Source organism: Streptomyces sp. NPDC001002, from assembly GCF_053599215.1.
In genome coordinates, this window is record NZ_JBSFLV010000214.1 from 1 (window position 1) to 13,041 (window position 13,041).

General features: G+C 71.3%; 10 protein-coding genes and 2 pseudogenes. 3 read left to right on the forward strand and 9 right to left on the reverse strand.

The features are described from left to right. Positions 1 to 568 (forward strand): proton-conducting transporter transmembrane domain-containing protein (locus ACWDR3_RS44680; protein WP_450358436.1); only part of this gene is annotated, 568 nt, incomplete at its 5' end. Beyond that, complete coding sequence (gene nuoN, locus ACWDR3_RS44685) at positions 565 to 2,214, forward strand: NADH-quinone oxidoreductase subunit NuoN (RefSeq protein WP_450358437.1); 1,650 nt, start codon at positions 565 to 567, stop codon at positions 2,212 to 2,214. The genes ACWDR3_RS44680 and nuoN, both read left to right, overlap by 4 nt. A gap of 70 nt (positions 2,215 to 2,284) precedes the next feature. On the opposite strand, the gene ACWDR3_RS44690 is transcribed toward nuoN, so the two are convergent. Then, the gene (locus ACWDR3_RS44690) at positions 2,285 to 2,830 is read right to left on the reverse strand and encodes a hypothetical protein (RefSeq protein ID WP_450358438.1); all 546 of its coding nucleotides are present in this window, start codon (positions 2,828 to 2,830) and stop codon (positions 2,285 to 2,287) included. Positions 2,831 to 3,075: 245 nt separating this feature from the next. On the opposite strand from ACWDR3_RS44690, the gene recQ reads away from it, so the two are divergent. After that, a complete protein-coding gene (gene recQ, locus ACWDR3_RS44695; protein ID WP_450358443.1) occupies positions 3,076 to 5,154 on the forward strand; it encodes a DNA helicase RecQ in 2,079 nt (692 codons plus the stop codon). A gap of 62 nt (positions 5,155 to 5,216) precedes the next feature. Here the strand turns inward: recQ and ACWDR3_RS44700 are convergent, their stop codons facing one another. From ACWDR3_RS44700 to ACWDR3_RS44735, 8 genes and pseudogenes are all read right to left on the reverse strand, one after another. Beyond that, positions 5,217 to 8,117: a fumarate reductase/succinate dehydrogenase flavoprotein subunit gene (locus ACWDR3_RS44700; protein WP_450358439.1), complete on the reverse strand. Its 2,901-nt coding sequence runs from the start codon at positions 8,115 to 8,117 to the stop codon at positions 5,217 to 5,219. Positions 8,118 to 8,128: 11 nt separating this feature from the next. After that, on the reverse strand, positions 8,129 to 8,908 hold the full coding sequence (locus ACWDR3_RS44705; RefSeq protein WP_450358440.1) for an ABC transporter ATP-binding protein: 780 nt from the start codon (positions 8,906 to 8,908) through the stop codon (positions 8,129 to 8,131). Then, positions 8,892 to 9,785 (reverse strand): ABC transporter permease, encoded by an 894-nt coding sequence (locus tag ACWDR3_RS44710; RefSeq protein WP_450358441.1) that lies wholly within the window; start codon positions 9,783 to 9,785, stop codon positions 8,892 to 8,894. The genes ACWDR3_RS44705 and ACWDR3_RS44710 overlap by 17 nt, the downstream gene beginning before the upstream one ends. Continuing rightward, positions 9,782 to 11,161 (reverse strand): ABC transporter substrate-binding protein, encoded by a 1,380-nt coding sequence (locus ACWDR3_RS44715; RefSeq protein WP_450358442.1) that lies wholly within the window; start codon positions 11,159 to 11,161, stop codon positions 9,782 to 9,784. The genes ACWDR3_RS44710 and ACWDR3_RS44715 overlap by 4 nt, the downstream gene beginning before the upstream one ends. A gap of 15 nt (positions 11,162 to 11,176) precedes the next feature. Continuing rightward, a complete protein-coding gene (locus ACWDR3_RS44720) occupies positions 11,177 to 11,404 on the reverse strand; it encodes a 4Fe-4S dicluster domain-containing protein (protein WP_010986276.1) in 228 nt (75 codons plus the stop codon). A 78-nt stretch (positions 11,405 to 11,482) separates the two neighbouring features. Then, positions 11,483 to 12,271 carry a GntR family transcriptional regulator gene (locus ACWDR3_RS44725; protein WP_402353522.1) on the reverse strand — a complete coding sequence of 263 codons (789 nt, stop codon included), beginning with the start codon at positions 12,269 to 12,271 and terminating at the stop codon, positions 11,483 to 11,485. Between the two features lie 151 nt (positions 12,272 to 12,422). Next, positions 12,423 to 12,944, reverse strand: a pseudogene (locus ACWDR3_RS44730) (M56 family metallopeptidase); the annotation flags it as partial. Position 12,945: 1 nt separating this feature from the next. Then, positions 12,946 to 13,041 (reverse strand): annotated as a pseudogene (locus ACWDR3_RS44735) (NUDIX hydrolase); the annotation flags it as partial.

The window sequence follows — 13,041 nt, forward strand, 5'->3', positions numbered from 1 at the left end:
CGGCTTCATCATCCTGGGCATCTTCGCGATGACCAGCCAGGGCCAGTCGGGCGCGACGCTGTACATGGTCAACCACGGCATCTCCACGGCCGCGTTGATGCTGGTGGCCGGCTTCCTGATCTCCCGGCGCGGCTCGCGGCTCATCGCGGACTACGGGGGAGTGCAGAAGGTCGCCCCGGTGCTCGCCGGCACCTTCCTGATCGGCGGGCTCGCGACCCTGTCGCTGCCGGGCCTGGCGCCCTTCGTGAGCGAGTTCCTGGTCCTGGTCGGCGTGTTCGCGCGCTACCCGGCGATCGGCATCATCGCCACCTTCGGCATCGTCCTCGCCGCGCTCTACGTCCTCGTCCTCTACCAGCGGACGATGACCGGGCCGGTGAAACCCGAGGTCTCCACGATGCCGGACCTGCGCGCGCGTGAACTCGTGGTCGTGACGCCCCTGATCGTCCTGTTGATCTTCCTGGGCGTCTATCCCAAGCCGGTCACCGACATCGTCAATCCGGCGGTGAAGTCGACCTTGTCCGACGTACACAAGAAGGACCCCCAGCCCGAGGTGGAGGCCGCGAAGTGAGCGCAGCAGCCGTCCACAGCCTGTGGACAACCGCGGCCGACCCGATCTCCAAGATCGACGCGCCGAAGATCGAATACGGGCAATTGTCGCCCACCCTGATCATCCTCGGCGCGGCGGTCGTCGGGGTGCTGGTCGAGGCCTTCGTGCCGCGCAAGTCCCGTTACTACGCCCAGGTGTTCGTCTCCGCCGTCGCGCTCTGCGCCGCCTTCGCGGCGGTCGTGGCGCTCGCGGCGGACGGATACGGCACCACCAAGGCACGCATCGCGGCGATGGGCGCGATCGCGGTCGACGGACCGGCCCTGTTCCTGCAGGGCACGATCCTGCTGGTCGGCCTGGTGGGCCTGTTCACCTTCGCCGAGCGGCGCCTGGACCCGGAAGCGCACGGCAACCGCGTCGACTCCTTCGCCGCGCAGGCCGCGTCCGTGCCGGGCAGCGACAGCGAGAAGGCCGCCGTCAAGGCCGGGTTCACCACCACCGAGGTCTTCCCGCTGCTGCTCTTCGCGGTCGCCGGAATGCTGGTCTTCCCCTCGGCGAACGACCTGCTGACGCTGTTCATCGCCCTGGAAGTGTTCTCGCTCCCGCTGTACCTGATGTGCGCGCTGGCCCGCCGCAACCGGCTCATGTCGCAGGAAGCCGCGGTCAAGTACTTCCTGCTCGGCGCGTTCGCCTCCGCGTTCACGCTGTTCGGCATCGCGCTCCTCTACGGCTACGCGGGCTCGGTGTCGTACGCGACGATCGCGCAGGTCGTCGACGGCACGGTCACCAACGTGGACCCGGCGCTCGCCGACACCATGGGCAACGACGCGCTGCTGCTGATCGGCGCGGCGATGATCGTCATGGGCCTGCTGTTCAAGGTGGGCGCGGTGCCGTTCCACATGTGGACGCCCGACGTCTACCAGGGCGCGCCGACCCCGGTCACCGGCTTCATGGCGGCGGCCACGAAGGTCGCGGCGTTCGGCGCGCTGCTGCGCCTGCTGTACGTCGTCCTGCCGGGGCTGCGCTGGGACTGGCGGCCGGTCATGTGGGCCGTCGCGATCGTCACCATGCTGGGCGGCGCGATCGTGGCGATCACCCAGACCGACATCAAGCGGCTGCTGGCGTACTCGTCGATCGCGCACGCGGGCTTCATCCTCGCGGGTGTCATCGCGACCACGCCCGACGGCGTCTCGTCCGTCCTGTTCTACCTGGGCGCGTACTCCTTCGTGACCGTCGGCGCCTTCGCCGTGGTGACGCTGGTGCGCGACGCGGGCGGCGAGGCGACCCACCTGTCCAAGTGGGCGGGCCTGGGCCGCCGTTCACCGCTGGTGGCGGCCGTGTTCGCGGTGTTCCTGCTGGCCTTCGCCGGCATCCCGCTGACCTCGGGCTTCTCCGGGAAGTTCGCCGTGTTCAAGGCGGCGGCCGAGGGCGGCGCGGCTCCGCTGGTCGTGGTCGGTGTGATCTCGTCCGCGATCGCCGCGTTCTTCTACATCCGCGTCATCGTGCTGATGTTCTTCAGCGAGCCGCGGCCCGACGGCCCCACGGTCGCCGTGCCCTCGCCGCTGACGATGACGACGATCGGCGTCGGCGTGGCGGTCACGCTGGTCCTCGGTGTGGCGCCGCAGTACTTCCTGGACCTGGCCAACCAGGCGGGAGTGTTCGTGCGCTGACGCGCGGTACGCGAGCGGCGGGCCCCGGTTCCCTTCGAGGGAACCGGGGCCCTTCGCGCGTAACCGGTACTCAGGTGGTCGGGCAGACGACCAGAGGGTTCCACGGCGCGAACAGGCCCTCGGAGTTGGGCTTGTAGATCCAGGCGTGGAGGGTGTAGAAGCCGGGGAGCTGGTCCTTGTCGAAGGTCCGCCCGAACAGCGTCGGCGCGGCCTGCCCGGAGTCCTCCACCATCCACTCCACCGCGACCAGCTTGCGCCCGCCGGTGAAGTCGGACACGTCCGCCCACGCGTTCCTGGACCCCTCCGAGTACACCAGGGCCGCCGGCTTCTCCGGATCGACCGAACCGATGTTCGCCTCGTTGAGGTAGTGGTAGCCCATGCCGCCCTTCACCGGGTCGGCGACGCACTCTTCGGACCGTACGTAACCGCCGGCCGCGGCGGACGCCTCGTACCCGTACTTGGCGGTGGCCTGGTACGTCTTGCTCAGCTCGGCCCACGCGGCGGACGGGACGGGATCGGACGCGGCGTGGGCCGGAGCGGCGGTCAGCGCGAAGGCCGCGGCCGTCGCCACCGCGATGGCGGCCTTGACGGCGCCCTGCAGGGACCGAGGGGACACGGTGGGGCTCCTTGACTTCGGGAGGCGTCCGCACGCACGGCGCGCCGTCCGTTCGGTGGCGTGGCGGACCTCCCCCGTCCCGCACCGGCAGCATGTCCCGGCCCCGACGGTCGCGCCATGTGACGGAGCCATTCGAATGACCACACCCCGTAACCGTCACCAGCCTGTGGATAACTCCATGGCTGTCAGTCCGGGCCCCTATCGTGGACGCAGTGGTCGAGGGACGACGTACGGGGGACGGGACGATGCGTGGGATGGGCGGGATCAGCGAGATGCCAGGGGTCACGGAGAGCGAAGCGCTCTCCACCTTGCACCGGGTCTTCGGATACGAGACCTTCCGCGGCGAACAGGAAGAGGTCATCGACCATGTGGTGGCCGGCGGCGACGCCGTGGTCCTCATGCCGACCGGCGGCGGCAAGTCGCTGTGCTACCAGATCCCGGCCCTGGTCAGACCAGGCACAGGCGTCGTGGTCTCGCCGCTGATCGCGCTGATGCAGGACCAGGTGGACGCGCTGCGGGCCCTCGGGGTCAACGCGGGGTTCATGAACTCCACGCAGGACTTCGACGAGCGTCGCGTGGTCGAGGCCGAGTTCCTGGCCGGCGAGCTGGACGTGCTGTACATGGCGCCGGAGCGGCTGCGCCTCGACTCCAGCCTGGACCTGCTCTCCCGCGGCAAGATCTCGGTCTTCGCGATCGACGAGGCGCACTGCGTCTCCTCGTGGGGCCACGACTTCCGCCCCGACTACCTGACCCTCTCCGTCCTGGGCGAGCGCTGGCCGGACGTCCCCCGGATCGCGCTCACGGCGACGGCCACGCACGCCACGCACCAGGAGATCACTGAGCGGCTCGGGATGCCGAACGCCCGGCACTTCGTGGCGAGCTTCGACCGGCCCAACATCCAGTACCGGATCGTCCCGAAGGCCGACCCCAAGAAGCAGCTGTTGAACTTCCTGCGCGAGGAGCACCCGGGCGACGCGGGCATCGTGTACTGCCTCTCGCGCAACTCGGTCGAGAAGACGGCGGAGTTCCTCTCCCGCAGCGGCGTCGAGGCGGTGCCGTACCACGCAGGTCTGGACGCGGGCACGCGCGCGGCGAACCAGTCCCGCTTCCTGCGCGAAGAGGGCCTCGTGGTGGTCGCGACGATCGCCTTCGGCATGGGCATCGACAAGCCGGACGTGCGCTTCGTCGCCCACCTCGACCTGCCCAAGTCGGTCGAGGGCTACTACCAGGAGACGGGCCGCGCGGGCCGCGACGGAATGCCCTCGACGGCCTGGATGGCCTACGGCCTCAACGACGTCATACAACAGCGCAAGATGATCCAGTCCAGCGAGGGCGACGAGGCGTTCCGCCGCCGCGCCGCCGCCCACCTGGACTCGATGCTGGCCCTGTGCGAGACGGCCGCGTGCCGCCGGGGCCAGCTGCTCGCCTACTTCGGCCAGGACCCCGACGCGAGCGGCTGCGGCAACTGCGACACCTGCCTCACCCCGCCGGAGACCTGGGACGGCACGGTCGCGGCCCAGAAGGTGCTGTCCACGGTGGTGCGGCTGCAGCGCGAGCGGGGGCAGAAGTTCGGCGCGGTGCAGATCGTCGACATCCTCATGGGTAAGCGCACGGCCAAGGTGATCCAGTTCGACCACGACCAGCTGTCCGTGTTCGGCATCGGTGAGGACCTCGCGGAGGCCGAGTGGCGGGGCGTCGTACGGCAGATGCTGGCGCAGGGACTGCTCGCGGTCGAGGGCGACTACGGCACGCTGGTGCTGACCGAGGCCAGCGGCACGGTGCTGCGGCGCGAGCGGGAGGTCCCGCTGCGCAAGGAGCCGAAGAAGCCGGCGGGCGCCAAGTCGGGCTCCTCGTCCGGCAGTCGGGGCGACCGCAAGGCCAAGGCCGCCGCGGCGGAGTTGCCGGAGGCCCTGCAACCGGCCTTCGAAGCCCTGCGGGCCTGGCGCGCCGAACAGGCCCGCGAACAGGGCGTCCCCGCCTACGTCATCTTCCACGACGCCACCCTCCGCGAGATCGCCACGGTCTGGCCGACGTCGGTGTCCCAACTCGGCACGATCAGCGGCGTCGGCGAGAAGAAGCTGGCGACGTACGGGGACGGCGTGATCGGGGTACTGGCGGGGCTGGGGGATGCACCGGAGGTGGCTCCTGCGGCGACGGCAGTTCCGGCGCAGGCGGCAGCGGCTACGGCGGCACCGAGATCGACGGCAGCTACGAAAACGACGGCAGCGGCAAGAGCGACGCCGACTCCGGCAGCTGCCGCCGATCCTGGTGCCGACTACTGGCCCGAGATGGACATGGAGCCGGAGCCGGAGGACTGGATATAGAGGACTGGCCGTCGGCGTCGGCTCGGTGCGGAGGGCGCCTCACACCGAAGCGCCCCGCGCCGTCACAGCGCCCGTGACGCGTACGCCCTGACGTCCGCGTCCGTGTCCGTCGTGGCCGTGGAGAGGGCTGCACGGGCGTCCTCCGTGGCGCCGTGCCGGGTCAGGGCCAGCACGGCGGCCTTGCGGACGTCGGCGTTCGGGTCGGCGAGGGCCTTCGCCAGGGCGGGGACGGCCACGTCGGGGTCGGCGGCGGAGAGGGCGGTCGCGGCGCCGGACCTGACCTGCCAGGCGGGGGCGGACAGGGCGGCCACTGCGCGGGCGGCGAGCGGGGCCGGGCAGCCGGTCGTGCCGAGTGCGCCGTAGGCGGCGCCCTGGACCAAGGGGTCCGGGTCGGCGGTGAGTTGGGCGAGGGCGGTCAGGACGACGTCGGATTCGGGGTCGGCGTCCGTGTGAGTGCCCGCGGCCTCGTGCGTGCCCGGGATCTCGTGCGCGCCATGCACCCCCGCCCGCCGAGTCGCCGTCACCGTCGCCAACGCCTTCGCGATGGTCACGCGGACCTCGCGGGACGGGTCGTCGGTGGCGTGGGCCAGTTCGGGGGCAGCGTCGACCGAGACGAGGGCGCGTACGGCCTCGATGCGGACGGCGATGTCGGTGTCGGAGAGGGAGGCGGAGAAGAGCACGGCGTCGCCGAGGCGCAGGGCGCGCAGGACGTCGAGGGAGGCGGCGCGGACGACCGGGTCGGACTCGGCCAGGGCGGCGACCAGGCCGTCGCGGAGGGCGAGTTCGGGCGGAAGCGTCTCGACGAGTTCGCGCAGGGAAGCGGCGGCCGCGGACCGTACCTCGGGGGCGGTGTCGCGGAGGGACGCGGCGAGGGCGGGGCCCGTGCCCGGCGGCAGCGTCTCGGTGAGGACGGCGACGGCCTCGCGGCGGACGGCGGCGGCCGGGTCGGTCAAGTAGGGCCGCAGGGAGTCGAGTTCGGGCTGTTCGTCGGCGAGGGCGACCAGCTCCAGGAGGCGTCGGGAGGACTCCTCGGGGCGGGGCTCGGGGGAGTTCGGGACGGAGGCGCGGTTCGGGTCCGTACCCTCTGTCCACTCCGCTCCCTCTGCCCACTCCACGTCGGCCGTCTCCTCCGCGCCCTCCACGCCTCCCGTACCCGTCGCGACCGGGGCCAGGTCCCGGGAGCCGGCGGTTGCGACGTCCTCGGCGTGCACCTCGCCGAGGTGACGGGAGGGGCCGCCGACGGGCGTGAACTCGTCGATGGGGACCAGGTAGGGAGCCACGGGACGGGCCGTGAACTCCATCGCACCAGAGGGGGACTTGTGCAGATCGAGGTGGTGGAACCAGGACGCGTCGTCGCGATGAGGGTGGTCGAGACGGTCGTGGTAGAGGCCCCAGCGGGACTCCGTGCGGGCGAGGGAGGCGCGCGCGGCCATCTCCGCGCAGTCGCGGATGAAGGAGACCTCGGCGCAGCGCATCAGTTCGTGCGGGGTGCGCGCGCCCATCTCCGCGATGTCGGCGTGCATGCGCTCGAACGCCTCCAGGGCAAGGGAGAGCCGGGCGCCGGACTTGGGCGGGGCCACGTAGTCGTTCACGAAGCGGCGCAGTTTGTACTCGACCTGGGTCTGCGGCGGGCCGTCCGGGTTGCCCAGCGGGCGGTAGATCAGCTCGTGCGCCTCGCGGAGCTGGTCGGCCGGCAACTCCCCTTCGTACGCCGAGTACTGGGCCGCGTCCGCGCCCGCGAGATCGCCGAAGACGAACGCGCCGATCATGTAGTTGTGCGGCACGCAGGCCAGGTCGCCGGCGGCGTACAGGCGCGGGACGGTCGTGCGGGCGTGGTCGTCGACGCGGACGCCGGAGGCCGAGTGGCCGCCGCACAGGCCGATTTCGGAGATGTGCATCTCGACGTCGTGGGTGCGGTAGTCGTGGCCGCGGCCTTCATGGAAAGTCCCCCGCGTGGGCCGTTCCGTCGAGTGCAGGATCGACTCCAGGGCGGAGATCGACTCCTCCGGGAGGTGGCTCAGCTTCAGGTACACGGGCCCGCGGTCCGACGCCACCTCCGCGGCGAACTCGGCCATCATCTGGCCGGACCAGTAGTCGGAGTCGACGAAGCGTTCCCCGTGCCGGTTGACCTGGTAGCCGCCGAAGGGGTTGGCGACGTAGGCGCAGGCGGGGCCGTTGTAGTCCTTGATCAGCGGGTTGATCTGGAAGCACTCGATGCCGGTGAGCTCGGCGCCCGCGTGGTACGCCATCGCGTAGCCGTCACCCGCGTTGGTGGGGTTCTCGTAGGTGCCGTAGAGGTAGCCGGAGGCGGGCAGGCCGAGCCGGCCGCAGGCGCCGGTGGCCAGGATCACCGCGCCCGCGCGGACCGAAACGAAGCCGCCCGTACGGGTGTTGAAGCCCGCCGCCCCCACGGCCCGGCCCTCCGCCGTCAGCACCCGCACCGGCATCACCCGGTTCTCGATGCGGATCCGCTCGCGCATCTCGCGCCGCCGCAACTGCCGGTACAGGACCTTCTTGACGTCCTTGCCCTCCGGCATCGGCAGCACGTACGAGCCCGAGCGGTGCACCTGCCGGACCGCGTACTCGCCGTGCTCGTCCTTCTCGAACTTCACGCCGTACGACTCAAGGCGCTGCACCATGCCGAAGCCGCGGGTGGCGGTCTGGCGGACGGTGGACTGGTCGACGATGCCGTCGTTGGCGCGGGTGATCTCGGCGACGTAGTCGTCGGGCTCGGCGCGGCCGGGGATGACGGCGTTGTTGACGCCGTCCATGCCCATGGCGAGGGCGCCGGAGTGCCGGACGTGGGCCTTCTCCAGCAGGATCACGTCGGCGCCGTGCTCGGCGGCGGTCAGGGCGGCCATCGTGCCGGCGGTGCCGCCGCCGATGACGAGGACGTCGCAGGTCAGCTCCTCGGCGTCGGCGAGCGCGGGGATCTCCAGGGGTGTGTGCACGGAGGTGGTCACCAGGGGGCCTTTCAGGAACCGAGCGAGGTCAGGACGTCGCGGCGCAGCGCCACGCGCGCGGGATCGTCGTGCGCGGCACGGTCCCGTGGACGCGGCACCTCGCGTACGGCGACGAGCCGGCCCGCGCCGAGGAGGGCGACGCGGTCACCCAGGTACAGGGCTTCGTCCACGTCGTGGGTGACGAAGACGACGGTCGCGCCCGTGCCACCCAGCACCTCCACCAGCAGGTCCTGCATGCCGGCCCGGGTCTGGGCGTCGAGGGCGCCGAAGGGCTCGTCCATGAGGACGGCACGGGGCGCTCCCGCGAGGGCGCGGGCGAGTTGGGCGCGCTGGCGTTGTCCACCCGAGACGCGGTGCGGCAACTGCCGGGAGAGCGGGCCGAGTCCGACGCGGTCGAGCCAGGAATCGGCCTGGGCGCGACGTTCGGTACGCGGCAATCCCTTGATGGTGAGGGGGAGTTCGACGTTGGCGCGCAGGCTGCGCCAGGGCAGGAGGGCGTCGTCCTGGAAGATCAGGGCTCGGTCGGCGCCCGGGCCGGTCAGCGGGCGGCCGTCCTGGGTGACCTCGCCGGAGAGCGGGGCCAGCAGCCCGGCGAGCGTGCGCAGCAACGTCGACTTGCCGCAGCCCGAGGGGCCGACGACGGTGAGGATCTCGCCGGGAGAGACGTCGAGGCCGATGTCGTCCAGGACGGGGGCGCCCGGGCGGCCGAGGGCGGCGGAGCGCAGGGCCAGTGCGGCGCCGGTGCGGGAGCCGGTTCCGGAGGGCGAACGGACGTCAGACGAGCTGGTCATGGGGTACTCCCTCCTGGGTCGTGGGCTTCGCCGGTACGGGCACCGAGGCACCGCTCGCACCGCTCCCCCTGCGTGGGGCGCGGCCCACCGGGACGTACGACGTGCGCGGCAGCCAGTGGGTCAGGCGGCGGCCGAGGAGTTCCACGGCCGTGGACGTGAGCCAGCCGAGGATGCCGATCGTGACCATGCCGACGAAGACGCCCGGGTAGTTGACGATCGTGTAGTCCTGCCAGGTGCGGTAACCGACGCCGTACTGGCCGGAGATCATCTCGGCGGAGATCACGCAGATCCACGAGACGCCGATGCCGACCGACAGGCCGCCGAAGATGCCGGGCAGCGCGCCCGGCAGGACGACCGAGCCCAGCACGCGCCAGCGGCCGCCGCCCATGGTGCGAACCGCCTCCTCCCACACGGGAGTCAGGGCACGGACGGCGTGCCGGGTGGAGACCAGGACCGGGAAGAAGGCGGCGGTGCAGGTGATGAAGACGATGCCCTGTTCGTTGGAGGGGAAGAGGAGGATCGCGACCGGGACGAGGGCGATGGCCGGGATCGGGCGCAGGACTTCGAGGACCGGGCCGAGCAGGTCCTCGGCGAGCCGCGAGCGCGCCACGAGCACGCCGGTGGCCACGCCCAGGACGGCGGCGAGCAGGAAGCCGGTGAGGATACGGGTGAGGCTGTCGGTGAGGTCCGTCCAGTAGTCCGGGCCGGACACCCGGTCGGCGAAGGCGCGGGCCACGTCGGCGACCGTGGGGAACTGCGAGAAGCGCAGCCACAGATCGACGTCCAGGCTGGTCAGCAACTGCCAGATGCCGAGAGCGGCGGCGAGCGAGCCGAGCCGCAGCGCATACCGGCCCGCCTGTTTCGGACGCCCGCTCACGACGCCTGCTCCAGGGCTTCGGCGTACGTGATGACGCGAGCGCCCCCGTGCCCAGAGATGTACGCCTGCGCGGTCGCCGGTGCGACGAACGGCAGCAGCTCGTCGCCGTCAGCCACCCACACCGCCTTGTCGGCGAACCAGAGGGTGCCGGTGGTGGCGTCGGGGACGTAGGCGGCGCGGATGCCGTTCCGGTGCTTGGCCACGTAACTCAGCAGCTCGGCAGGGGACTTGAAGGCGAGCGTCTTCTCGGAATCCGCCGAACTCGCCGAACCCCCTGTTCCCGTCGCCCCCTTCGGCCACACCTCGCTCGCGGCGGGAGCCGGCTTCGCGGTGAGTTGCGTGGCGTAGTCCGCGCCGAGGGCCTTCTTGACGTACTGGTCGTCGACGAAGGAGTCCACGTCCACGTCGCCGGTCAGCTTCGCGGCCTTGAGGACGGAGACGTCTTCCTTGAGGGCGGCGACGAGTTGGGGCTTGATGGCCGGGTCGAAGGTGGCGATGCCGTGGGCGCCGTTGTAGAGGTAGACGACCTCGGCGGGCAGCTCCGTGGCCTTGGCGACCTTCTCGGCGGCGGCGACCGGGTGGGCGTTCAGGTAGTCCGTCGCCTCGGACTGGGCCTTGAGGAAGGCCTCCAGGACGGCGGGCCGCTGCTTGGCGAAGTCCTCGCGGGCGGTGACGCCGTGGAAGGTGGGGAGGTTCAGCTGGGCGCCGTCGTACAGGGCCTTCGCCTTGCCCTGGTAGGTGAGCAGGCCGGGCCAGGCGACGAACTGGGAGAGCGCGTCCACGCTGCCGGCGGCGAGGGCCGAAGCGCCCACCGCGGGCTGCTGGTTGAGCTTCTCGATGCCCTTGTCAGGGTCGATGCCGGCCTCTTGGAGGGCGCGTACGAGGGTGCCGTCGGCGGCCGAGCCGATGCTCGTGGAGACCTTCTTGCCCTTCAGGTCAGTGAGGGAGGTGAGTGTGGAGTCGGGGGAGGTGACGACGGTGTTGAGGCCGCCGCGGAGGTTGTAGCCGGTGACCGAGACCAGGCGGGTCGGCTTGCCGAGCTGCTTGCCGCGGGCCGCGTTGATGAGCAGCGGGAAGTCGCCCATCGAGCCGATGTCGATCTTCCCGGCGGTCATCTGGGCGGTGATGGGGGCGCCGGTGGCGTAGTCCTGCCAGTCGACCTTGTAGGTGTGGCCGTCGTGGAGGGCGTTGAGGTCCCTCTCGAAGTACCCGAGGGAGCGCAGGAGGGTGCCCGCGGTGACCGTGTTGATGGTCTTGGACTGATAGCCGACGGTGACCGTCACCGTGTTGCCGCTACCGGCCTCCGCGCTGCCGCCGCAGCCGGACAGCGGGAGGAGCAGGGCGGCCGTGGACAGGGCAACTGCCGTGCGTTTCATGGGAGTTCGGACCTCTCACCGGAGCAGATAGGGCATGTTGACCGTCACGGCTCCGGTGGGACAGCGGGCCGCGCACGGGCCGCAGTACCAGCACTCGTCGACGTGCATGTAGGCCTTGCCGTTGCTCTCGTCGATGGCGAGGGAGTCCAACGGGCACATGTCGACGCAGAGCGTGCAGCCGTCGATGCACTTCGACTCGTCGATGGTCACGGGCACGTCGGCCCGCTGGGGCGCCAAAGGCATGGCTGTCTCCAGGAAGGTCCAGCAAGAGAGGGCAGGGGAGAGGAGGGGAGGGGGAGGGTCCAGAGGGGGAGCTGTGGATCAGAGAGAGCGGTGCAGGAGGCCGCTCATCGTGATGCGGTCGCCGCGGAAGCGGATGAACTCCAGGTCGACCGGGCGGCCGTCGTCGAGATGCGTGAGGCGTTCCAGCATCAGGACGGCCGCGCCGCGCGGGGCTTCGAGTACGGCGGCGGAGTGGGTGTCCGCGTTCACCGCCTCCAGGGTGATCTCGGCGTGCCCGAGGGAGTGGCCGGTGATGGCTTCCAGGAGGCGGAAGACGTCGGTGTTCTCCAGGTCGGCGCCGAGCAGGGAGGTGCCGATGTCGAGCGGGATGTAGGTGAGGTCGAGGGAGAGGGGGAGGCCGTCCAGGCGGCGCAGACGTTCGATGTAGAGGACGTCCGAGCCGGGCGGGACGTGCAGGCGTTCGGCGACCGGGGCGGGCGCGGAGGCGGGGCCCATCGTGCGGACCTCGTTGGTGACCCGGCCGTGCTCGCGGAGGGTCTCCGCGAGGCCCATCAGCCGGTCCAGGCCGTGCGGGTACTTCTCGGCGACCACCACGGTGCCGACACCGGGCAGCCGTTCCACCAGCCCCTCGGCCCTGAGCAGGTCCAGGGCCTCGCGGACGGTGTTGCGGGTGGCGCGGTAGTCGGCGGCGAGGGTCGTCTCGTGCGGGAGCGTGCCGTCCGGGAACCCGCCGGCCAGCAGCTGGTGGCGGAGCAGATCGGCGAGCTGCCGTGCCTGGTCGGCGCGCAGCCGACGCCGCGCACGGTGGGCGGCGACGGTGGTCGCACCCTGCCCTGCGTGGTCTCGGACGCGCTCGCTGGATGGCATGTTTCGAACCATAGCGAGCCGGTAGGGAATGGAGTGTTGCGAGAGTGTTGCGCCACCAAGGGCTCCGCCGGTGGGGCGGGTGAGCTGGGCAAACGGTGGCTGTCGGGCTACATCTGCCACTACCGGCCGGGCCGGTGCCTCCTGCCGCCGGTCAGCCCAGCGCCGTCAACCCGGGAGCGAACGTGATCAGCAAGGGGAGCAGCGGCACCAGCGTCGCCACCGTCGCCGTCAAAGCCCTGTGACGGCGCCCGAGGCGAGCCGGAGGCTGCAGCAGTCGGTCCACCCGCTCGCCCAGCAGGCGGTGACTGGACGCGCAGGAGAGAACGCCCCGGTGCTGGTTCAGCTCGATCAGGGCCAGCGCCGTGGTGAGGTGACCGCAGCGACGCGATGCCGTGTCGTCCGCGGCCAGTTCCACCAGCCGGTGCGTCTGGTCGCAGAAGTGGGCGAAGAGCGGCACCCGGGGAAACCCCGTCGCGAGCGCCGTCGACAGATGCAGCAGCCAGTCGTGGTGAGCGCGGGCGTGATCGCGTTCGTGGGTGAGGACCGATTCCAGCTGAGGGTCGGTGAGGCGGTGCAGGGCGCCGGTGGTGACGACCAGCTGGGGCGGGTGACCCGGCATCCACCAGGCGTCCGGGTACTCGTCCTCCAGCACCAGGAGCGGTCCGCGGGCCTGGACGATGGAGGGCTTCGACGACGGTCGTGTCCTCGGACTCGACTCCGCCACCGGGGGTCACCCAGTAGGGATCGACGCCGGGCTTGGTGCGTTTGAT

What these genes read in the sequence shown, in the direction of transcription:
- ACWDR3_RS44705 (WP_450358440.1), bottom strand. Translation starts at nt 8,908, where the DNA reads ATGACCAGCTCGTCTGACGTCCGTTCGCCCTCCGGAACCGGCTCCCGC.
- ACWDR3_RS44720 (WP_010986276.1), bottom strand. Translation starts at nt 11,404, where the DNA reads ATGCCTTTGGCGCCCCAGCGGGCCGACGTGCCCGTGACCATCGACGAG.
- ACWDR3_RS44715 (WP_450358442.1), bottom strand. Translation starts at nt 11,161, where the DNA reads ATGAAACGCACGGCAGTTGCCCTGTCCACGGCCGCCCTGCTCCTCCCG.
- recQ (WP_450358443.1), top strand. Translation starts at nt 3,076, where the DNA reads ATGCGTGGGATGGGCGGGATCAGCGAGATGCCAGGGGTCACGGAGAGC.
- ACWDR3_RS44725 (WP_402353522.1), bottom strand. Translation starts at nt 12,271, where the DNA reads ATGCCATCCAGCGAGCGCGTCCGAGACCACGCAGGGCAGGGTGCGACC.